This is a genomic window from Rahnella sp. EDr1-12 (assembly GCF_049206505.1).
Taxonomy (GTDB): domain Bacteria; phylum Pseudomonadota; class Gammaproteobacteria; order Enterobacterales; family Enterobacteriaceae; genus Rahnella; species Rahnella rivi.
The window spans coordinates 265,479-290,296 of record NZ_JBLZNY010000003.1 but is presented as its reverse complement, the minus strand read 5'-3'; the positions used below and the strand labels follow the sequence as shown (position 1 = coordinate 290,296).

General features: G+C 59.7%; 6 protein-coding genes. 4 read left to right on the top strand and 2 right to left on the bottom strand.

From position 1 onward, the window contains the following. Positions 1 to 151: 151 nt before the first annotated feature. Both ACO0U8_RS15095 and ACO0U8_RS15090 read right to left on the bottom strand, forming a co-directional pair. A complete protein-coding gene (locus ACO0U8_RS15095; protein WP_122096593.1) occupies positions 152 to 1,390 on the bottom strand; it encodes an MFS transporter in 1,239 nt (412 codons plus the stop codon). Between the two features lie 255 nt (positions 1,391 to 1,645). Continuing rightward, positions 1,646 to 2,323, bottom strand: a complete 678-nt coding sequence (locus ACO0U8_RS15090) for an SDR family oxidoreductase (protein ID WP_122096594.1) — start codon at positions 2,321 to 2,323, stop codon at positions 1,646 to 1,648. Positions 2,324 to 2,731: 408 nt separating this feature from the next. Here ACO0U8_RS15090 and ACO0U8_RS15085 point away from each other — a divergent pair, with 408 nt between their 5' ends. The 4 genes from ACO0U8_RS15085 to ACO0U8_RS15070 all read left to right on the top strand — a co-directional run bounded on the left by ACO0U8_RS15085 (position 2,732) and on the right by ACO0U8_RS15070 (position 24,721). Next, positions 2,732 to 3,751 (top strand): hypothetical protein, encoded by a 1,020-nt coding sequence (locus tag ACO0U8_RS15085; RefSeq protein WP_235533401.1) that lies wholly within the window; start codon positions 2,732 to 2,734, stop codon positions 3,749 to 3,751. A gap of 208 nt (positions 3,752 to 3,959) precedes the next feature. Continuing rightward, a complete protein-coding gene (locus ACO0U8_RS15080) occupies positions 3,960 to 4,730 on the top strand; it encodes a DUF3750 domain-containing protein (protein ID WP_056772644.1) in 771 nt (256 codons plus the stop codon). Between the two features lie 549 nt (positions 4,731 to 5,279). Continuing rightward, complete coding sequence (locus tag ACO0U8_RS15075; RefSeq protein WP_082465701.1) at positions 5,280 to 6,638, top strand: TolC family outer membrane protein; 1,359 nt, start codon at positions 5,280 to 5,282, stop codon at positions 6,636 to 6,638. Between the two features lie 86 nt (positions 6,639 to 6,724). Continuing rightward, positions 6,725 to 24,721 (top strand): Ig-like domain-containing protein, encoded by a 17,997-nt coding sequence (locus ACO0U8_RS15070; protein ID WP_421671122.1) that lies wholly within the window; start codon positions 6,725 to 6,727, stop codon positions 24,719 to 24,721. Positions 24,722 to 24,818 lie beyond the last annotated feature (97 nt).

Here is a 24,818-nt window from a genome sequence, read left to right as displayed (position 1 = left end):
CTGAGCAGTGACGATCGCTAAGGACGAGTGAAATTAAAAAAACTTCACGGGTCAGCATGGCAATCCTCCTTATATAACGTTGGTGAATGAATGAGTTGAGTATATTGGGGATTTTGGATTTGTTCCAGTGACGAAAATCCCCGCCATACATTTATGCGGCAATCACTTCGTTTTCCAGCTTCTGCCGTTTGCGCAGGCCGGGGAACCAGGTCATCCATAAGCCGACCACGATCAGCGTACCCACACCGCCGATGGCGGCGGCAGGCACTGCGCCGAGCCAGGCCGCCATCAGGCCGGATTCAAACTCGCCGAGCTGATTTGAAGTGTTGATGAAGATGGAATTGACTGCGCTGACGCGGCCGCGCATATCGTCAGGCGTGTCGAGCTGCACCAGTGCGCCACGGATCACCATGCTCACCATATCGAATCCGCCGAGGGCGAACAGCGCCAGAATGGATAACCACAGCGAGGTGGAAAATGCGAACACCAGCGTCGCGGCACCGAAACCGGCGACGGCGGCAAACATGATTTTCCCGACGTTGCGGTTAAGCGCCCGGTGGCTGAGCCAGAAACCGACAATCAATCCACCGACCGCAGGCGCGCCGCGCAACAAACCTAATCCCCACGGCCCCGTATGCAGAATATCGTGCGCGAAAATGGGCAGCAGGGCGGTGGCGCCGCCGAGCAGCACGGCAAACAGATCCAGAGAAATGACGCCCAGCACGTCGGGGCGGTTGCGGATAAACCCGATCCCGGCGAAAAGCGTTTTGAACGTCGCGGGTACGCGGCGCGGTGGCGTATGTTCGTAACGTAAACGGCTCACCATCACAATCGACAACAGATACAGCGCGGCACACACCGCGTATGCGACACCGGCGCCCGCGACATACAAAAAGCCGCCGAGCGCAGGGCCGACCATCGCCGCAGCCTGGCCGGAAACGCTGTTCGCCGCCATGGCGCGCGCCAGCAAATGCGGCGGCACCAGCGCAGGCAACATCGATTGCAGGGACGGCGCTTCCATCGCTTTGGCCGTGGAAATCATGAAAATCAAACTGAGGATCACCACTTCATTTACGTGATGCGTCAGTGTCAGCCAGGCCAGCGCGGCGATAGCGACCCACTCGGCAATTTGCCCGAGCAGCACCACGCGGCGGCGGTCAAACTGATCGGCAACGTGGCCGGCGACCAGCGCCAGCAACACCGACGGCAGAAATTGCACCAGGCCGATCAGCCCGAGGTCGAACGCCCGGCCGGTCATCGAGTAAATCTGCCAGCTCACCACAATGGAAAGCATCTGGAAACCGAAGCTGGATGCCGCACGGGCGATCCAGAAAGCGACAAACGAGCGGTGCTGTAACAGTGAGTCCGACTGGCCGGAGAGAGCAGACATGACAAATCCCTGAAGAAAATGAGAGATGCCGGGTCTGCGGTCGGTGACGACTCGTTAGCCCGGCAATTATTGTGTATACAAATAATTAACAAACAAGGTGAGTCGTATATTTATCACAAAACCTGCGGCAAATCTTTAACCCGCAAAGTGAACAACGCTGTTGTGCGCGGTTTGGCGGTGCTGCCTGCGGGTTGCCACCATGCAAAACGGCCTCCGCAGAGGCCGTTGTTTACCGTTTTAAACAGGAGGGAACCTTTACCAGCGCAGTTCGCGGCCGGAATATTCCACAAAATGATGGCCGCCTTTGCCGCGCCATTTTTCGAACACATCAGCAATGCCGTTGGTGCTTTCAGAGATGGTCAGTGTGGCATTTTCGCCACCCATGTCAGTCTGCACCCAGCCCGGATGCACGGATAAAAGCGTCTGACCCTGCTTGTCGGTTTCTTCTTTCAGCGGACGCGTCAGCATATTCAAAGCCGCTTTGCTGGCGGAATAGAGCGGGTAAGTGGCGACGTCGTTTTCATTCAGGCTGGCCAGTTCAGACGTCATCAGCGCGATGACACCTGTTTTCGCTTTCAGCAAAGGCAGCAATTCTGTTGCGCAGCGCACCGGGGAAAACGTGTTGGTCATAAACAGCCTGACGATCTCTTCATCATCTGCCTGATTGACGTCCTGATGATCCGGGCCGAATGCCCCTGCGTTAACAAAAATCAGGTCGAACGTGCTGTCTGAAAGCGCATCTTTCACCGCCTTGCGTTCATCAGCTTTATTGATGTCCAGCTTCAGCCACTCTGCAGAGGACGGGCTGCCGGCAGGAACCGCATCACGCGTCGTCGCGGTGACCTGCCAGCCGCGTTCTGCCAGAACATTTACCACGCCTAAACCGATACCGCGCGAGGCGCCAATGATCAATGCTTTCTGAGAATTAGTCATATTCATCCTTTATGTTCAATGAGTTATATCAGATATTCGTTTTCAGCCTTTCGTCATGTTAGCGGCAGTATGCGGCAGAGCCCGCGGGGCGGCAATGGCTTGCTGTCCCATTTTCCCGGTGTGCGGTTGACGTCTTCATGTTTTACGCACCGACCGGTTTTATAAAATAATTAAAATAGTTTCATTGCGAACAGGTAATGATTTTTAATGAGTTTTTGACGAATTTGACTTAAACGGACGTTGAATTCGCGGTGCGACAGAGGCAATTTCCCGTTTTATGGCTAATCTTATTTAAGCTGCTGTCAGGTTTATATATTTAATATGGCCTTTTGCGGTGGTTCTCAGGAGTTTAACGTACCTTATTTGCTTTTTTTAATGAAAAGTATGGTAACCAATGGAGATATCAAAATGATTGAAAACCCTAACCCTGCACCAGGGCATTACAATAATACGCTGGTTGAACCGGTAAATTCTGTTCCCCTTAAACGTATTTCATGGAGTGCGGTATTCGCGGGTGTCATTATTTCAATGGTGGTTTATCTGCTGTTGTCCATATTAGGTACCGCGGTCGGAGCCAGTACCATTGATCCGCTGAAAGAACAAAATCCGCTGGACGGTCTGGGTATGGGCGCGGCCATCTGGACCGGTGCCAGTATGTTGATCTCCATCGCGGCCGGTGCTTACGCCAGCGGCCGTCTGGCCCAGCGCGAAGGGGCGCTGCATGGTCTGTTAATGTTTGGCGTCAATACGCTGATTTGCGCCTGGTTCCTGCTGGTGGTGGTGAATAATGCCATGAGCGGCGCAATGAGCGTGGTGGGTTCCGGGTTGCAAACGTTAGGCAGCGGAATATCCGCCGCCGCGCCGCCGGTGACTCAGATGGTAAAAGATAAACTGGGCGAGAATAATATTAACCTCGACAGTTTACAGAATGAACTTGAAACCACGTTGCGTCAGACGGGTAAACCGGAATTACAGCCGGAGAACTTGCAAAATAAAGCGGAAGGTGAAGTCAATAATGCACAGGCGCAGGCCGGTGACACCGCGAATCATCCGCAAACTGCCGACACTGATTTGACCAACTTTATTAAGGGCCTTATTTCCCGTAATGAAGCGACATTCCAGGCCGCTGACCGCGAAGCGCTGAAAAATATCATCAAAGCGCGTACCGGTAAAAGCGATCAGGAAGTGGATCAGATTGTCAGCCAGGCTGAGAAAACCTATCAGCAGGCGCGGGCAAAATACGAAGAACTGAAACAGCAGGCGGAGCAGAAAGCCCGTGAAGCTGGCGAGAAAGCGGCCGCCGCCACGGCGAAAGCCAGCTGGTTCGCCTTCTTTATGTTAATCGTTGAAGCCGTACTGGCCGGTGCGATGGGCATGTTGGGTCGCCGCACTCAGCCTGAGCCGGTGTTTACACATCAGCGTCATTAACGGCTAAGTCAGTTGTCATTTATACCCGGAGGGAGATAGCGATATCTCCCTCTTTTTATGTGCAGATTTACCCCGCGCCGCCGCGCATCCCGCAACATTCCCGTCCCCCCCTCCCGCCTGAACGCCCGCAAATGCCATGCGTTATTGCCACCCTCCGGCGCAGTGCGTAATGTGGAGGTTTCGAACAATTCTCTCAGGTGAAAAAAGCATGATCACCCTTAAATGGTTTAGCCTCGTCTTTGTCTGTGTTTTGCTGCTGTCATTTGGATACAGCTATGCCAAAGCGACCCAGACCAAAGAAGAACCCGTGCAAAACTGGTCAACGGCACGCCGTGATTCCGCCGGGATTGCACCCGATCCGGTTAAGCTCAAAGACACCGCGATTGTGCAGATTTACGTTGCACCCACTTACGGATGGCGCGGGCTGGTCGCCGTCCACCCGTGGATTATTTTCAAACGTGAAGGGGAAACCGCCTTTACCCGTTACGACGTGGTCAGCTGGGGCAGCGACAACGTCGTTCGCCGCAATTACGCCATACCTGACGGCTACTGGTTTGGTTCAAGGCCGAGAAAGCTGGTCGATCACCGGGGCGCGTCAGCGCAGGCGCTGATCCCGCAGATCGAAGCGGCCATCAAAAATTACCCTTATCCGCATACCTATCACGCCTGGCCGGGCCCGAACAGTAACACCTTTATGGCGCATATTGGCCGTGAAGTGCCGGATCTCAAGCTAGATATGCCGTCTAATGCGATCGGTAAAGACTATCGCGGCATCACCAATCCGATCGGTTTACCGCCGTCGGGGCGTGGCGTTCAGGTATCGGTGCTGGGGCTTCTGGGCGTCACGATGGGCGTGGAAGAGGGCGTGGAGGTCAATGTGTTAGGGCTAAATCTCGGCATTGATATTAAGTCTCCGGCGCTGCGTTTACCCTTCATCGGGCGTGTGGGTTTTGATAATCCCGGCAATGCCGAACTCTGAGCAGATGCCCCTTCAACACATCAGTTTCATTAAACAATTCCGCCGTTTTTTATTCTGCTGATTTTTCACCTTTGCCTGAAGTGATTCAGGCAAAACACCCTAAGGAATTATTCAGAATAATCGTTCGCTTTTCTCTCATTTCACCCTTCTGCCACGCTGTATAAGACAAATTCTGGTGATTTTCTTTGTAAGGATTTCGCAAATATTCCTAGGATTTGCCTGACTTTTGTAAAGCTTTTCCGACGATTGTGAACGAATCCCCTGATTTCAGTGTGCTTTTTGTCACTTCACGACATCTTTTTGTGAGAAAAATAACACCCTGATATCACAGGTAAATTCATTCATCTGATGAATGCAAAACTTAGGATTTTTCGCACCGCGTGAATGTGTCCTCCGATTGTTTCAGAGCGTTCCGACGGTTTTCAGCCACTATTTCTGAGTGAGGAACATTGCAATAATGATGCCGTAAGTGAAAAGGAAGAGATGTTTCGGAAACAGTGCGACAGCGGCACGAGGATGTTTCCGACAGGATACCGACAGGAGCGTCAGATGAAAAAAATGCTTAAGAGTGTCGTAACAAAGTGCAGCGTGCTCACTCTGTTTCTGACGCTGCCGTTTATCACACAGGCCGCCGTTTCAGAAACAGCGCCACAGTGGGCCACTGCGCCGTCGATGAAAGGCATGGATTCGGTGGATCTGAAAACCGCCATTTTGCAGGCGTTTTCACGCAGCCCGTCCGTTACCCAGCAGGCGTATCAGATGGGGATTGGTCAGGCGCAAATCCGCGAAGCGCAAAGTGCGTGGTATCCGCAAATCGGGCTGACCGCCAATACCGGTAACTCGACGCAGCAGGATTCCTTCAACAGTCTGAACAATGCGGCGGCTTACGGCCTGACGCTCTCACAGCTGGTTTACGATTTCGGCAAAACCAACGCCAGCATTCACCAGCAAAAATCTGCGCAGGAAAGCTATCGCTACAAACTGCTGGCGACACTGTCTGACGTCGCCGAACAAACGGCAACGGCATATCTCGATGTGCTGAAATATCAGGATCTGACCCAGGCGGTGCAGGATAATATTAATGCGCTCGAAGAAGTCCGGCGAATGTCTTCTTTGCGCGCCGACGCCGGATTAAGTACCCGCTCGGATGTGTTGCAGGCGCAATCACGTATTTCCGGGATGCGTTCAACACTGAAACAATATCAGGCGAGCTTATCTGCGGCGAAAGCCCAATTAGCGTCGCTGACCGGCGTGAAAGCAAATCATTACCTGCCCGTGTCCGGTGTGAATTTAGATCCGCCGGTCATGCCAGATAATATTAATTATTCGCGGGTGCCGTCCGTGTTATATGCGCAGGCGCAACAAGAATCCGCCTCATTTGAAGTGAATAAAGCCAAGTCTGATTATTTACCGACCCTGAGTTTACAGGCCAGTCGAACCCGTTACGAAACAACCAATAACCCTTACTGGAATAATCAGATCCAGCTGCACGTGAATGCTCCGCTCTACCAGGGAGGCGCGGTTTCCGCCCGCGTTAGCCAGGCGGAAGGGCATAAAAACATTGCCGCCACGCTGGTCGATCAGGCCAAGCTGGATGTACTGCAAAAAGCCTCTGTGGCTTATGCCAACTGGGCTGGCGCACAAGGGCAGTTGCAGGCCAGTGCTGATCAGTTGCAGGATTCAGTCCGCTCGCGTGATGTGTACAAAAACGAATATAAGCTCAATCAGCGCACCCTGAATGACTTACTCAGCGTGGAACAGGATGTATTCCAGGCGCAGTTTTCACAGGTCAGCGCCCGATACGACAGCTGGTATTCGCAAATAAATTACGCCACGGCGATGAATGATTTATTGCCACAACTCGGTATTAACCAGGGCGTGAGTCAGTCACTGCCTGATTTAAAGTAACCTGCAGTTCCGACAGAAAAACAATGCCAGGTTAATGGCGTTGTAATAACACCTATTGGGTATATAAAAGGAATGGACACAATATCATGAGCAAAACCATGGATATTATCTCTCGTAAAACGTCATTGAAAAATGTTTTCACCGCAGAAGGAAATACATCCGTCGCGATGAATGAATCCGGTGTGGTCGTTATTCATGACGCAGTGAAAAATGTCGCCAGCTATGAACGCAGCGGCAATGATCTGATTATTCATATGCAGGATGGTTCGGTTATTCGCTGTGTAGGATATTTCGAGAATATAGGTGATAAAGACGAGAATAAACTGGTCTTTCAGGATGAAAATCAGCAGATGACCGAGGTGAATTTCACCGACGCCACTGCCCCTCATGATACGCCGGTATTTACCCTCACCGCGGTGGAAACCCCGCTGGCGGACATGAGCAGCCTAATGCTCAGCACGGCAGAAGTGACCGTGGAATGGCCGTACCTGCTGGCCGGCGTGCTGGGCGCGGGCGCGGCGGGCGCGTTGCTGGGTCACAGCGGCGGCACCGACGAAAAAACCAAAGTCATCGATAACACCAAAGATGTCGAAGTGGCACAGCCGACGTTCCTCGTGACCGACACGCAGGGCGACAGCCAGGGCATTCTGGCGAATCAGGCGGTGACCGACGACACGCGTCCGACCTTCACCGGCACCGGGTATCCGGGGGCAGATATCGCCATTGTGGATGCCAGCGGTAACATCATCGCCACCACCGTGGTTGACGCAAACGGGCAGTGGACCGCTCAACTGGCCGCGCAGTCTGCCGGTTCGCATACCTACATGGTGGTACAGGAAAGCAACGGTTCCACCACCAGCGCAGGCTCCATCACCCTGACCATTGTCACGGCCAAAGCCTCCCTGAGCATCGACACCATGGCGGGCGATAACGTGCTCAACGCTGCCGAAGCAGGCAGCGACGTGACGCTTTCCGGTAAAAGCGAAAACCTGGCGGCGGGCACCACGGTGACCGTTTCCCTTAATGGCTCAAGCTGGCAGACCACCGTGGGCGCAGACGGCTCCTGGTCCGTGCAGGTGCCGGCGGCAGACGCGCAGGCTCTGGCTGACGGCGTTCACACCGTGCAGGTCAGCGGCGCGGATCGCGCCGGTAACAATATCACTTCCGCCTCAACGCTGACGGTGGATACGCACCCTCCGTCGCTGACCATCGGCACGCTGGCGGGCGATGACATTCTTAATGCGGCGGAAGCGGGCAGCGACCTGATCCTCAGCGGCACCTCGGATGCCGGTGCCGGTCAGACCGTCACTCTCAACCTGAACGGCCAGACCTACACCACGACCGTTGGCGCAGACGGCAACTGGTCCGTGAGCGTTCCGGCCGCGCAGGCAGGCGCACTGGCGAACGGCAACGTCACCCTCAGCGCCAGCGTCAGCGATGCGGCGGGTAACAGCACTTCCACCACGCATGATTTCCGCGTAGACACCACCGTGCCGGTCGTCACCATCGATACCATCGCCGGTGACAACATCCTCAACAGCACGGAGCAAATGCAGGCGCACATCGTCAGCGGCACCAGCACCGGCGGGGAAGCGGGCGACACCGTCACGCTGGTCATCAACGGCCAGACCTACACCACAACGCTGGCGGCGGATGGCTCATGGAGCATCGGTTTACCGGCGTCCGTGTTCAGTTCACTGGCGGACGGCAGCCACGATGTCAGCGTCAGCATCACCGACAAAGCAGGCAATACCGGCAGCCAGACCTCGACCCTCGTACTGTCTTCCGATTTGCCGGAACTGACCATTGATACCGTCGCGATTGAAAACGTGATCAACGCCGAAGCCAAAGGCGCAGCGCTGGCCGTCACCGGTACCAGCAGCAGCCCGGATGGCACCTCCGTCACCCTGACTCTCAACGGTGTGGATTACACCACCCGCGTCAGCGGCGGCCAATGGTCCGTCAGCATTCCGGCGTCCGATGTGGCGAAACTCGGCGAAGCCCATTACACCCTGACCGTCGTCAGCACCGACGCGGCCGGAAACACCGGTAGCGCATCGCATCAGGTGCAGGTGGATTCCGCGCTGCCGCAGGTCACGGTGAACGTCACCGCGGGCGATGACATCATCAACGCCACAGAAATCACCGCTGACCAGATCCTCAGCGGGAAAGTCACCCATGCGGCGGCGGGCGATACCGTGCTCGTCACCGTGGGCGGCCACACTTATCAGACCACCGTCGCAGACGACCTGAGCTGGAGCGTCAGCGTGCCAGCGGCAGACTGGCAGGCGCTTGGCGACGGAAATCTGACCGTCAGCGCGTCAGTGACCAACCAGCATGGCAATACAGGCAACGGCGAGCGCGAAATCATCATTGACGCCAGTCTGCCGGGCTTGCGCATAGATACCGTTGCGGGCGATGACATCGTCAACAGCATCGAAATTCAGCAAAACCAGATCATCAGCGGCACCAGCACCGGCATTGCCGAAGGCAGTACGGTGATCGTGACGGTCAACGGCGTGGAGTATCGGGCGAATGTGAGTGCCAGCGGCAGCTGGTCAGCGGCCGTTCCGGCGGCAGACGTGGCGAACTGGCCAGCGGGCGAGCTGAACATCAGCGTGACCGGCTCCAGCACGTCGGGCAACAGCGTCAGCATTGCCAACAACATCACCGTTGATCTCAGCAGCGTGGCGATTGCCATCGACACCATCGCGCTGGACAACATCCTTAATGCCGCGGAAAAAGCGGCAGATGTCACGCTGAGCGGCACCACACAAAATGTCGAAGCCGGTCAGCAGGTGACGGTGAATTTCGCGGGCGGCACCTATCAGACGACGGTGCAGGCGGACGGCAGCTGGAGCGTCACCGTTGCGGCGGCCGACATCAGAAATCTGAAAGACGGCGACACCAGCGTGAGCGTCAGCGTGACCAACGTCGCGGGCAATAACGCCAGTGCGGCGCAGGAACTGACGGTAGACACCGCCGCGCCAACGCTGAGCCTTAACGTGATCGCCGGTGACAACGTACTGAACAGCGCCGAAGCGGGCGCAGACGTGGTAGTGAGCGGCACGACAACCGCCGAAGCCGGTCAGCAGGTGACGGTGACACTTAACGGCAAAACCTACACCGCGGAAGTCGCGGCAGACGGCACCTGGCGCACCACGGTGCCGGCGGCAGACGCGGGGGCGATCACAGACGGCACTTACACCGTCAGCGCCAGCGTCAGCGATATCGCCGGTAACACCACCGGCGCAACCGGCTCGCTGCTGGTGGACGTCACTGCGCCAACGCTGACCATCAACACCGTGGCAGCCGACGACGTGATCAACGCGCAGGAGCATCAGCAAAACCTGATGATCACCGGCGGCAGCACCGGCGTGCCTGCGGGCGGGCTGGTGACGGTTGAAATTGACGGCCACAGCTACACCGCCGCGGTGGATGCGAACGGCAACTGGAGCGTCGGCGTTCCGGCCTCTGTCGTCAGCACCCTGAATGATACCGGCTACACCATCACCGCCAGCGCGAAAGACGCGGCGGGTAATCCGGGTTCCGTCACGCACGATGTGACGGTAGATACCGCTGCACCGGTGCTGACCATCAACACGGTCGCCTCTGACGACGTGATCAACGCCATCGAAAAAGGCGAAGCGCTGACCGTCAGCGGCACCAGCGACGGCGCGGACGGTTCAACCGTCACCCTGACCCTCAACGGCAAAGCGTACAGCACCCAGGTCAGCGGCGGCGTCTGGACGCTGGACGTTCCGGCAACTGATGTCGCAAACCTCGGCGAAGCAAACTATACGCTGAACGCCTCCAGCACAGACGCGGCGGGCAACACCGGCAGCACCACGCACAACGTGCTGGTGGACAGTTCGCTGCCATCCGTGATCATCAATGCGGTGGCGGGCGACGATATCATCAACGCCGCCGAAGCGGCGGCGGATCAAACCCTGAGCGGCCGCGTCACCAACGCGGCAGAGGGCGACACTGTCACTATCACGCTCGGCGGCAAGACCTATGAAGCTAAAGTCCAGGCAGATCTGAGCTGGAGCGTCAGCGTGCCATCGGCTGATCTGCAAGGGTTCGGCGACGGCGACCTGACCGTCAGCGCCAGCGTGACCAACCAGCACGGCAACACCGGTAACGGTGAGCGCGAAATCGCCATCGACGCCAACCTGCCGGGGCTGCGTCTGGATACCGTGGCCGGTGACGACATCGTCAACAGCATCGAAATCCAGCAAAACCAGATCATCAGCGGCACCAGCACCGATCTCGAACCGAACAGCAATGTGACGGTGACCGTGAACGGCGTGGATTATTCTGCAAGCGTGAAGGCCAACGGCAGCTGGTCGGCGGCAATCCCTGCTGCGGACGTGGCGAACTGGCCTGCGGGCGAGCTTGCCATCACCGTCAGCGGCGCGGACGCCTCCGGTAACCCGGTGACCATTACGCAAAACATCACCGTTGATCTGAGCAGCGTGGCGATCACCGTCGATACCATCGCGGTGGACGACATCATCAACGCGGCAGAGAAAGCCGCAGACCTGACCCTGAGCGGCACAACGCAAAACGTTGAAGCCGGTCGCGACGTGACCGTCAACTTTGCGGGGCACACTTACACGGCCAAAGTGGCAGACGACGGCAGCTGGAGCGTGAACGTTCCGGCAGCGGACATGGCTGCGCTGAAAGACGGCGACGCCACGGCGACCGTCAGCGTGACCAACGCGGCAGGTAACAGCGCCAGCGCGGCGAATACCGCAGAAGTGGACACCTCCGCGCCAACGCTGACCATCGACACCCTCGCCGGTGACAACGTGCTCAACAGCGCCGAAGCGGGCGCGGACGTGGTGCTGAGCGGCACGACAAACGCCGAAGCCGGTCAGCAGGTGACGATTACCCTTAACGGTAAAACCTACACCGCGGAAGTAGCGGCAGACGGCACCTGGCGCACCACGGTACCGGCGGCAGACGCGGGGGCGATCACTGACGGCACTTACACCGTCAGCGCCAGCGTCAGCGATATCGCCGGTAACAGCACCGGCGCGACCGGCTCGCTGCTGGTGGACGTCACTGCGCCAACGCTGACCATTAACACCGTGGCAGCCGATGACGTGATCAACGCGCAGGAGCATCAGCAAAACCTGATGATCACCGGCGGCAGCACCGGCGTGCCTGCGGGCGGGCTGGTGACGGTTGAAATCGACGGCCACAGCTACACCGCCGCGGTGGATGCGTCGGGCAACTGGAGCGTCGGCGTTCCGGCCTCAGTCGTCAGCACCCTGAACGATACCGGTTACACCATTACTGCCAGCGCGCAAGACGCGGCGGGCAATCCGGGTTCCGTCACGCACGATTTCACGGTGGATACCGCTGCACCGGTGCTGACCATCAACACCGTGGCCTCTGATGATGTGATCAACGCCATCGAAAAAGGCGAAGCCCTCACCGTCAGCGGCACCAGCGACGGCGCGGACGGATCAACCGTCACCCTGACCCTCAACGGCAAAGCGTACAGCACCCAGGTCAGCGGCGGCGTCTGGACGCTGGACGTTCCGGCGGTCGATGTGGCAAACCTCGGCGAAGCGAACTACACCCTCAGCGCCTCAAGCACCGACGCGGCGGGCAACACCGGCAGCGCCGCGCACAACGTGCTGGTCGATACTTCGCTGCCATCCGTGATCATCAATGCGGTGGCGGGCGACGACGTGATCAACGCTGCCGAAGCGGCGGCAGACCAGACCCTGAGCGGCCGCGTCACTAACGCGGCAGAGGGTGACACTGTCACCATCACGCTCGGCGGCAAAACCTACGAAGCGAAAGTGCAGGCAGATCTGAGCTGGAGCGTCAGCGTGCCATCCGCTGACCTGCAAGGGTTCGGCGACGGCGACCTGACCGTCAGCGCCAGCGTGACCAACCAGCACGGCAACACCGGCAACGGTGAGCGCGATATCGCCATCGACGCCAACCTGCCGGGCCTGCGTCTGGATACCGTGGCCGGTGACGACATCGTCAACAGCATCGAAATTACCCAAAACCAAATCATCAGCGGCACCAGCACCGATCTCGAACCGAACAGCACTGTGACGGTGACCGTGAACGGCGTGGAATATTCTGCCAGCGTGAAGGCCAACGGCAGCTGGTCGGCGGCCATTCCGGCTGTGGACGTGGCGAACTGGCCTGCGGGCCCGCTGGCGATTACCGTCAGCGGCGCGGACGCCTCCGGCAATCCGGTGAGCATTACGCAAAACATCACCGTTGATCTGAGCAGCGTGGCGATCACCGTCGATACCATTGCGGTGGATGACATCATCAACGCCGCGGAGAAAGCGGCAGACCTGACCCTGAACGGCACGACGCAAAACGTTGAAGCCGGTCGCGACGTGACCGTCAACTTTGCCGGTCACACTTACACGGCCAAAGTGGCCGACGACGGCAGCTGGAGCGTCACCGTTCCGGCAGCGGACATGGCGGCGCTGAAAGATGGCGACGCCACGGCGAACGTCAGCGTGACCAACGCGGCAGGCAACAGCGCCAGCGCGGCGAATACCGCAGAAGTGGATGCTTCCGCGCCGGTGGTGACCATTAATACCGTCACCAGCAGCGACGTGCTGACCGCCGTTTCGGGCAATGCAGACGTCACGCTGACCGGCACCAGCACCGCTGAAACCGGGCAGACCGTCACCATTACGCTCGGCGGCAATACCTATCTTGCGCAGGTTGCCGCAGACGGCACCTGGTCCACCACCGTACCGGGCACTGTGTTCTCCGGCCTGGGCGATGGCAGCTACACTATCAACGCCTCGGTCAGCGATATCGCGGGCAACCCGGCATCGACAACAGGCACCGCGCAGGTAGATCTCACCGCGCCGGTCGTGACCATCAACACCGTCGCGGGCGATAACGTCATTAACAGCAGCGAACATGCGCAGGCGCAGGTGATCAGCGGCACCGTCTCCGGCGTGGAGGCAGGCAGCGTTGTCATCGTCACCATCAATAACGTCGATTACCGTACGGTCAGCGACGCCAGCGGCAACTGGAGCGTCGGCGTTGCGGCGGACGTGATCAGCGGTCTGAACGACGGCAGCTACACCATCACCGCACAGGCGACGGACGTGGCCGGGAACACGGGTTCTGCAAACCGCGATGTGACCGTCGAAACGACCGCGCCGGTATTTACCATCAATGACATGGCCGGTGGCGACAACATCCTTAATGCCACCGAAGCGCTCACCACCCTGACCATCACCGGTACGGTGTCCGGTCTGGCGGATGGCACCCAGGTTATCGTCACGCTTAACGGTCTGGACTATCAGGGCACCGTGACCAACGGCGCGTGGAGTGCGGACGTTCCGGCCAGCGATCTGGCGAACCTCGGACAGGCGTTGTATCAGGTGAGCGTGCGTGGCACCGACGAGTACGGCAACAGCGGTTCAGTCAGCAAAGGGCTGCAAACCTCTTCTGACAGCCCGGCCGTGACCATCAACGTGGTGGCCGGTGATGACGTGATCAACGCCAGCGAAGTGACCGCCGATCAGGTGATCAGCGGCAGCGTGCTCCATGCGGAAGCGGGGCAACAGGTGGTGGTCACCGTGGGCGGCAAGACGTACCACGCCGAAGTACAAAATGACCTGACCTGGAGTCTGACCGTTCCGGCGGCCGATCTCGCGGCAATGGGCGACGGCGCGCTGACGGTTTCCGCAACGGTGACCAATCTCAGCGGCAACACCGGTTCCGGTGAGCGTGATATTGCCATCGACGCCGCGATCCCCGGTTTACGCATTGATACCATTGCCGGTGACGATATCGTCAACAGCATTGAAATTACCCAGAACCAGATCATCAGCGGCACCAGCACCGGTATCGCTGAAGGCAGCACGGTGATCGTGACGGTCAACGGCGTGGAGTATCGGGCGAATGTGAGCGCCAGCGGCAGCTGGTCAGCGGCCGTTCCGGCGGCAGACGTGGCGAACTGGCCTGCGGGCGCACTGACGGTTTCCGTCAGCGGCACCAGCTCAGCCGGAAACAATGTCACCATTTCTAACGACATCACGGTGGATCTGACCGGTGTGGCGATCGCCATCGACACCGTCACCACCGACAACATCCTCAACGCGGCGGAAAAAGCGGCAGATCTGACCCTGAACGGCACAACGCAAAACGTTGAAGCCGGTCAGAATGTCACGGTGATTTTCGCCGGTCATACCTACACCGCCAAAGTGGCCGACGACGGAAGCTGGAGCGTGACCGTTCCGGCGGCAGACATGGCGGCGCTGAAAGACGGCGACGCTACCGTTTCCGTGAGCGTCACCAATCTGGCAGGCAACAGCGCCAGTGCGGCGAATACTGTGGAAGTAGACACCGCCGCGCCAACGCTGACCATCGACACCCTCGCCGGTGACAACGTGCTCAACAGTGCGGAAGCGGGCGCAGACGTGGTATTGAGCGGGACGACAAACGCCGAAGCCGGTCAGCAGGTGACGATTACCCTTAACGGCAAAACCTACACCGCGGAAGTCGCGGCAGACGGCACCTGGAACACCACGGTGCCGGCGGCAGACGCGGGGGCGATCACAGACGGCACTTATGCCGTCAGCGCCAGCGTCAGCGATGTTGCCGGTAACACCACCGGCGCAACCGGCTCGCTGCTGGTTGACGTGACCGCGCCAACCCTGACCATCAATACCGTGGCAGCCGACGACGTGATCAACGCGCAGGAGCATCAGCAAAACCTGATGATCACCGGCGGCAGCACCGGCGTGCCTGCGGGCGGGTTGGTGACGGTTGAGATCGACGGCCACAGCTACACCGCCGCGGTGGATGCGTCGGGCAACTGGAGCGTCGGCGTTCCGGCCTCTGTGGTCAGCACCCTGAACGATACCGGCTACACCATCACCGCCAGCGCGCAAGACGCGGCGGGCAATCCGGGTTCCGTCACGCACGATGTGACGGTAGATACCGCTGCACCGGTGCTGACCATCAACACCGTGGCCTCCGACGACGTGATCAACGCCATCGAAAAAGGCGAAGCGCTGACCGTCAGCGGCACCAGCGACGGCGCTGACGGTTCAACCGTCACCCTGACTCTTAACGGCAAAGCGTACAGCACCCAGGTCAGCGGCGGCGTCTGGACGCTCGACGTTCCGGCAACTGATGTCGCAAACCTCGGCGAAGCGAACTACACCCTCAATGCCTCCAGCACCGACGCGGCGGGCAACACCGGCAGCACCACCCACAACGTGCTGGTCGATACCTCGCTGCCATCCGTGATCATCAATTCGGTGGCGGGCGATGACGTGATCAACGCTGCCGAAGCGGCGGCGGATCAGACCCTGAGTGGCCGCGTTACCAACGCGGCAGAGGGTGACACTGTCACCATCACGCTCGGCGGCAAAACCTACGAAGCCAAAGTCCAGGCAGATCTGAGCTGGAACGTCAGCGTGCCATCGGCTGATCTGCAAGGGTTCGGCGACGGTGACCTGACCGTCAGCGCCAGCGTGACCAACCAGCATGGAAATACCGGCAACGGTGAGCGCGATATCGCTATCGACGCCAACCTGCCGGGCCTGCGTCTGGATACCGTGGCCGGTGACGACATCGTCAACAGCATCGAAGTCCAGCAAAACCAGATCATCAGCGGCACCAGCACCGATCTGGAACCGAACAGCACTGTGACGGTGACCGTGAACGGCGTGGATTATTCCGCAAGCGTACAGGCCAACGGCAACTGGTCGGCGGCAATCCCGGCAGCGGACGTGGCGAACTGGCCTGCGGGCCCGCTGGCAATCACCGTCAGCGGCGCGGATGCCTCCGGCAATCCGGTGACCATCACGCAAAACATCACCGTGGATCTGAGCAGCGTGGCGATCACCGTCGATACCATTGCGGTTGATGACATCATCAACGCGGCGGAGAAAGCGGCAGACCTGACGCTGAGCGGCACAACGCAAAACGTTGAGGCCGGTCGCGACGTGACCGTTAACTTTGCCGGTCACATTTACACGGCCAAAGTGGCAGACGACGGCAGCTGGAGCGTCACCGTTCCGGCAGCGGACATGGCCGCGCTGAAAGACGGCGACGCCACGGCGACCGTCAGCGTGACCAACGCGGCGGGCAACAGTGCGAGCGCGGCGAATACCGCAGAAGTGGACACCTCTGCGCCAACGCTGACCATCGATACCCTCGCCGGTGACAACGTACTGAACAGCGCCGAAGCGGGCGCAGACGTGGTGCTGAGCGGGACGACAAACGCCGAAGCCGGTCAGCAGGTGACGATTACCCTTAACGGAAAAACCTACACCGCCGACGTCGCGGCAGACGGCACCTGGCGCACCACGGTACCGGCGGCAGACGCGGGGGCGATCACCGACGGCACTTACACCGTCAGCGCCAGCGTCAGCGACATTGCCGGTAACACCACCGGCGCGACAGGCTCGCTGCTGGTGGATGTCACCGCGCCGGTGGTGACCATCAACACCGTCGCCGGTGACGATGTCATTAACCTCAGCGAACACGCTCAGGCGCAGGTGATCAGCGGCGGCAGCACCGGCACGGTCAGCGGTAACACCGTGACAGTGGTGATTGACGGCAACACCTACACCACCGTGGTGGACGCCAGCGGTAACTGGAGCGTCGGCGTACCGGCCAGCGTGATCAGCGGGATTTCTGACGGCACTTATACCGTCAGCGTCAGCATCACCGACAGCGCAGGCAACACCGGTTCTCAGACGCATGATGTCACCGTCGACACCGGCCTGCCGGGCCTGAGCATTGATGCGATTTCGCAGGACAACGTGCTGAATACCATTGAAAAAGGTGAAGACCTGACGATTTCCGGCACCGGCACCAACCTGAGCGAAGGCACGCAGGTTACCGTGACGCTGAACGGCGTGACCTATACCGCGCAGATTGCGGCGGGCGTCTGGAGCCTGACGGTTCCGGCCAGCGCACTGGCGGCACTGGGCGAGGCGAACTACAGCGTGACCGCCAGCGCCAACAGCGATATCGGCAACAACATCACCGAAAGCGCTAACCTGCTGGTCGATACTTCGCTGCCATCCGTCACCATCAATGCAGTGGCGGGCGACGACGTGATCAACGCTGCCGAAGCGGCGGCAGACCAGACCCTGAGCGGCCGCGTCACCAACGCGGCAGAGGGTGACACTGTCACTATCACGCTCGGCGGCAAAACGTATGAAGCTAAAGTCCAGGCAGATCTGAGCTGGAGCGTCAGCGTGCCATCGGCTGATCTGCAAGGGTTCGGCGACGGTGACCTGACCGTCAGCGCCAGCGTGACCAACCAGCATGGAAATACTGGCAGCGCAGATCGCGATATCGCTATCGACGCCAACCTGCCGGGCCTGCGTCTGGATACCGTGGCCGGTGACGATATCGTCAACAGCATCGAAATCCAGCAAAACCAGATCATCAGCGGCACCAGTACCGATCTCGAACCGAACAGCAATGTAACCGTGACCGTGAACGGCGTGGATTATTCCGCCAGCTTGAAGGCCAACGGCAGCTGGTCGGCGGCCATTCCGGCAGCGGACGTGGCGAACTGGCCTGCGGGCCCGCTGGCGATCACCGTCAGCGGCGCGGACGCCTCCGGCAATCCGGTGAGCATTACGCAAAACATCACCGTTGATCTGAGCAGCGTGGCGATCACCGTCGATACCATCGCGGTAGACGACATCATCAACGCCGCGGAAAAAGCGGCAGACCTGACCCTGAGCGGCACCACGCAAAACGTCGAAGCCGGTCGCGACGTGACCGTTAACTTTGCCGGTCACATTTACACCGCCAAAGTGGGCGACGACGGCAGCTGGAGCGTGACCGTTCCGGCGGCAGACATGGCGGCGCTGAAAGACGGCGACGCCACGGCGACCGTCAGCGTGACCAACGCGGCAGGTAACAGCGCCAGCGCGGCGAATACCGCAGAAGTGGATGCTTCCGCGCCAACGCTGACCATCAACACCCTCGCCGGTGACAACGTACTGAACAGCGCGGAAGCGGGCGCAGACGTGGTAGTGAGCGGGACGACAAATGCGGAAGCCGGTCAGCAGGTGACGATTACCCTTAACGGTAAAACCTACACCGCCGACGTCGCGGCAGACGGCACCTGGAACACCACGGTACCGGCGGCAGATGCGGGCGCGATCACAGACGGCACTTACACCGTCAGCGCCAGCGTCAGCGATATCGCCGGTAACAGCACCCGCACCGACAGCGCCCTGCTGGTGGATGTCACTGCGCCGGTGGTCACCGTCAACACCGTCGCCGGTGACGATGTGCTGAACACCGCAGAACATGCGCAGGCGCAGGTGATCACCGGTGGCAGCACCGGGACGCAGGCGGGCAATCTGGTGACGCTGGTGATTGACGGCAACACCTACACCACCGTGGTGGATGCCAGCGGCAACTGGAGCGTCGGCGTACCGGCGAGCGTGATCAGCGCGCTGGCCTCCGGCGAAACGACCTTCACGGTGAGCATCACCGACAGCGCGGGCAATACCGGCAGCACCGGCCATCTGATCACCGTCAATACCGATGCGGTCAGCCTGAGCATCGATGCGATTGCGCAGGATGACATCATCAATGCGGCGGAGCACGGCAACAGCCTGACGCTTTCCGGCAGCAGTGAAAAACTGATTTCCGGCACAGAAGTCGCCGTTGTGCTGAACGGCAAAACCTACACCGCACAGGTGGATGTCAACGGTGACTGGACGCTGAGCGTTCCGGCGACCGATGTCGCCAGCCTGACGGACGGTAACTACACCGTGACCGCCAGCGCCCGGGATGCGGCGGGTAATCCGGCCAGCGCCAGCCATGACGTGCTGGTGGATACCACCGCACCGGCGCTGTTGATCAACCCGATCACCGCCGACGGCATGCTGAACGCGGCGGAGCTGGAGCAGCCATTAACCCTGAGCGGCACCTCCACGGCGCAGGCCGGTCAGACGGTGAGCGTGACGCTCAACAGTGTCACCTATACCACGCGGGTTAACGCCGACGGCACCTGGTCGGTGCAGGTTCCGCAGGACGACGTGGCAGCCTTGCAGGATGGCACCCTGACGGTCAACGCCAGCACCACGGACGTGGCGGGCAACCCGGCCTCGGCGAGCGCGTCAGTGATTGTCGATACCCTTGCGCCGACGCTGACCATCAGCACCATTGCCGGTGATGACATCATCAACACCACCGAGCAGCAGGCGGGTCAGACCATCAGCGGCACCACGTCGGCAGAAGCCGGTCAGACGGTCACCGTGACCTTCAACAACCGCGAATACCACGGCACCGTCACCGCAGAAGGGACGTGGAGCGTGAATGTGCCTGCGGCAGATTTCAACGGTGTGGCCGACGGCAGTTATACCGTCAGCGCTTCCGTGACGGATGTGGCGGGGAACCCGGCAGCGGCGGATTCTTCAGTCAGCCTCAGCGGTGTGGTGCCTGAAGTCACCATCAACACCTTCGCGCAGGACGACGTGATCAGCGCGGCGGAACACGCCGGGCCGCTGGCGATTACCGGGACCTCAACGGCACCGGCAGGTTCCATCGTGACGGTGACGCTGAACGGCCAGAGCTACACCACGCAGGTCGGCAACGACCAGAACTGGACGCTGAACCTCAGCGCCAATGCGGTGAACGCGCTGGCGGATGGTGAGAATTACACCATCACCGCGTCGGTCACCAACAGCATCGGCAACGTCGGTGCGGCCAGTCACGACATTGCGGTAGACACCACCGCGCCATCGATGACCATCACCCTGGATTCAATCAGCGATGATACCGGCCGCAGTAACAGCGATTTCGTGACCAGCGACAACACCATCACGCTTAACGGCACGCTGTCTGCGGCACTGGGCAACAACGAATTCGCGCAAATCAGCCTGGATGGCGGGGTGACCTGGACTGACTTAACCGTGACCGGCACGACCTGGCGCTATGCGCAGGGGAGCGCGCTGGCGGATGGCAGTTACACCTATAACGTGCGGGTGATTGATGCGGCGGGCAACGTCGGTTCGACGGCGTCGCAGACCGTGGTGATTGATACCCTGGCACCGGACGCCAGCCAGACCATCAGTATCGATGCGATTTCGCAGGATACCGGCCTGAGCAGCAGCGACTTTATCACCAGCGACACCACCATTAACCTGCGCGGCACGCTTGGCGCGGCGCTGGGGGCGGATGAGTATGCCCAAATCAGCCTCGACGGTGGCACTACCTGGCAAGACGTCAGCATCAGCGGCCTGACCTGGACCTACATCGATGGCCGTACGCTGACCGACGGGGATTACAACTACCAGATGCGCGTGGTCGATCTGGCCGGGAACGTCGGCGCGACCGCCAGCCAGGTGGTCACGATCGATACCACGGCACCGGACAGCAGCAAAACCGTCAGTATTGATGCAATAAGTCCGGATACCGGTCTGAGCAGCACCGACTTTGTGACCAGCAGCACCGCGCTGACCGTCACCGGTAAGCTCGGCGCGGCGCTGGCTGCCGACGAGTTCGTGCAGGTCAGTCTCGATGGCGGTGTGACCTGGTCGAACGCGACCACCATCGGCACCGGCTGGACATTTGTGGATGGCCGCACGCTGACGGACGGTGATTACACCTATAACGTCCGCGTGGTGGACACGGCGGGTAACGTCGGCAGCGTGACCTCGAAAGTGGTTACCGTTGATACCGTTGCGCCGGACAGCACTAAAACCGTAACCATCGACAGCATCAGCACGGACACCGGTATTTCAGACAGCGACTTCGTGACCAGCGATACCTCGCTGACGGTCACCGGTTCGATTGGCGCGGAACTTGGCGCAGGCGAAGTGGTGCAAATCAGTGTTGATAACGGCGCGACCTGGACCACCGTGACGCTGCAGGGCAGCACCTGGCGCTACGTGGATGGCCGCACGCTGACCGACGGCCAGACGCTGTATCAGGTTCGCGTGGTGGATCAGGCCGGTAACGTTGGCCAGACCGCGCAGCAGGTGGTGACCATTGACACCACCGCGCCGACGCAACTCATCACCATTGGCGCGATCAGCACTGACACCGGCGATTCCGCCAGTGACTTTATTACCAGCGACAATACCCTGACGTTCACGGGAAGACTGAGCGCAACGCTGGCGACCGACGAAAGGGCGCAAATCAGCCTCGACGGCGGCAACACCTGGACGGATGTGATCGTTAACGGCCAGTCATGGAGCTATGACGCCACCGGCACCGTGCTCACCGACGGCAATCATAACGTGCAGGTCCGGGTTATCGATCAGGCAGGCAACATCGGCACGATCGGCAGCCAGACCGTGGTCATCGACACGCTGAACCCGGAAGCGGTAGCGACCATCGTTCAGTATTCGGATGACGAAGGCGACCGTCAGGGATCCTTCGGTTCCGGCACTTACACCGATGAAACCGCACCGACGCTGAGCGGCACGCTGAGCAAGGCGCTGGCCGATGGTGAAGTGCTGAAAATCTACCGCAACGGCGTGTTTGTTGGCGTCGCGACGGTGGTCGGTCTGGCCTGGACCTTCTCGGATTCAGCGCTGGCTGACGGCACCTATGTTTACGTCGCGACTTCGCAGGATCTGGCAGGGAACACCACGTCATCCACCGATTTTACGCTGACCGTGGATACGTCCATTCCGACCACCATTGCCACCGTGACAGCGGAATCTACGCAGGACACCACGCCGATCATCAGCGGGACTTTGTCCGAAGCGCTGGGCGAAGGCATGTATGTGCAGGTGGTGGTCAACGGCGTGACCTACACGTCGGAAGCTGGCGGTGCCGTGGTCGTCGATCCGCTCAACAACACCTGGTATTTGCAGGTGCCGGGCGCTCTGGGGCTGGCAAGTTATGACGTGACCGCGCAGGTAAGAAGCAGCGCCGGTAACGGTAACGATGCGGGCATCAGCACCAGCGCGATCATCGTGTATGCCGAAACCGCCGTGGACACCAGCTGGGCCACTACCGCAGGGGCAACAACCACCAATGCGATGGCGTTCAGCGTGAACGCTAACGGTTTGTGGAACATTGTCACCGGTATCTCCGATTACACCAGTACCGACCTGAACAGTTATACCGGCACCACGCTGACCAACTCCCGCGGCAACATTGTGGTGAGTTATACGCTGGCGGATACCGACCGTAACGGCACGTCAGACATTTATGCGACGGAAACCAACTACGGCGGCAGCATCCAGGGTAAATGGACGGCGAACCCGGACGGCACTTACACCTACGGCCAGCAGGCTGTCGGCACGCTGATCTGGTACGGCGGCGTGATTGCTTACGACAAAACCGGCGATGGCTGGGTGGATCTGGCCTACGGCGATGCGGGCGGCGACTCCCGTACGTATCTGGTCAATAACAACGGCGTGCTGACCGCGGACGGTACCAACGGCGCGGCAGGGCTGGCGGGGGTGACATACCGTGAAATCTCCGGCGTGGATATCAACAACGACGGTACCGTGGACATCGTTCAGCACACCAACCGCAACGGCGCGTATGCGCTGACGGTGGTGAGCAACAACGGAACCGGCACGCTGACAGAAACCCAAAATATCGCCAACGTCTTTGTGCCGAATGCGGCCGACACCACCACGGCGGTGTCGATGACATGGGCGGACTTCAACGGCGACGGCCTGATGGATTTGTACATTTCCTCCGGTCTGAACCCGAACGGCACGTACAACTATGGCGGCGCGATTTATTACAACAGCGGGCAGGGCACCCTGCTGACCACGCCAACGGCGGTGGGCGCGGCGACGACCAATGCGGCGTCAGCCGGGTATCTCTCCGCCGCCGTGGACTGGGACGGTGACGGTGATATGGACATCATCAAGTTCAGCACCTATTCCGGCAGCCAGACCGCCACGCTGTTTATGAATGACGGCACCGGTAACAACTGGAGCAGCAGCACGCTGGCCACCGCACTGGTCAACGTCACGGGGATTGCCACCCTCGATTACGACTGGAACGGAACACAGGATCTGCTGGTGTCGCAGGCTAACGGCAAAGTGGTGTACATCGCCAACAACAGCACCATTGCCGACGGCACGGCGATCCACCTGCGCATTCTCGATGGCGAAGGGATGAACGTGTTCTACGGCAATACCGTTCAGCTGTACAACTCAGCCGGTGAACTGGTGGCCTCGCAGATCATCAACGCCCAGTCAGGTATCGGGATTAACGACGCCTCGGCGCTGGTGAACTTCTACGGGCTGGATCCGAATGAAACCTATTCGGCGGTGCTGGTGCGCAACATCAACGGCGTGTCGTCCAATGCCACCTGGACTGACCTGACCGCAGGCGATGGCACCAGCAGCTACTCGGTAACGGCGGACGCCGCCACCGGCGGACAAAGCGGCACCCTCACCGGCACCGGCTACAACGATACGTTTATCGCGGAAAGCGGCACCTATATCTACAACGGTTCCGGCGGCTGGAGCACCACGTCAGACCATGCGACATGGAGCGCCACCGGGGGTCAGGACATCGTCGATTACCGCAATGCCACCAGCGGAGTCACCGTGGATCTGAGCAACACCAATGCCCAGAACACCGGGTTCAACACGTCAACCTTCAAAGACATCGAAGGCATTGCCGGGTCGAACTTCGATGACGTGTTCACCGGCAGCGCGGGCGATAACGTGTTCGAAGGGCGCGGCGGCAACGACACCTTCAACCTGGGCAACGGCGGGCACGACACGCTGCTGTACAAGTTGCTCGACAGTGCTGACGCCACCGGCGGTAACGGTGCCGACACCATCAACGGCTTTACGGTCGGCACATGGGAAGGCACGGCGAACACCGACCGACTTGATCTGAGCGATCTGTTGCAGTCGAGCGGTTACACCGGTACGGCAGATGCCAGCTACGTGAACGGCGTCGCCACTCTGGGCGCTGGCGTCGGCAATCTGGCGGAGTACCTGAGCGTCAGCACCGAAGGCAACGACACCGTCATTAAGGTCGATCTGGATGGCAGCGGCACAGCGCAGTCGATGACCACCATCGCCACGCTGACCAACGTTCACACCGATCTGGCGACGCTGCTGGCGAACCATCAGTTAGTGGTTGGCTAACCGCAACCGGAAAGCAGCGGGGCAGAGGGATGATCCTCTGCTCCGCTTCTCCCGCTCAATATTCATGTTCTGGAATGAACGTGAAGGAACAATGAAT

What these genes read in the sequence shown, in the direction of transcription:
- ACO0U8_RS15095 (WP_122096593.1), bottom strand. Translation starts at nt 1,390, where the DNA reads ATGTCTGCTCTCTCCGGCCAGTCGGACTCACTGTTACAGCACCGCTCG.
- ACO0U8_RS15090 (WP_122096594.1), bottom strand. Translation starts at nt 2,323, where the DNA reads ATGACTAATTCTCAGAAAGCATTGATCATTGGCGCCTCGCGCGGTATC.
- ACO0U8_RS15085 (WP_235533401.1), top strand. Translation starts at nt 2,732, where the DNA reads ATGATTGAAAACCCTAACCCTGCACCAGGGCATTACAATAATACGCTG.
- ACO0U8_RS15080 (WP_056772644.1), top strand. Translation starts at nt 3,960, where the DNA reads ATGATCACCCTTAAATGGTTTAGCCTCGTCTTTGTCTGTGTTTTGCTG.
- ACO0U8_RS15075 (WP_082465701.1), top strand. Translation starts at nt 5,280, where the DNA reads ATGAAAAAAATGCTTAAGAGTGTCGTAACAAAGTGCAGCGTGCTCACT.
- ACO0U8_RS15070 (WP_421671122.1), top strand. Translation starts at nt 6,725, where the DNA reads ATGAGCAAAACCATGGATATTATCTCTCGTAAAACGTCATTGAAAAAT.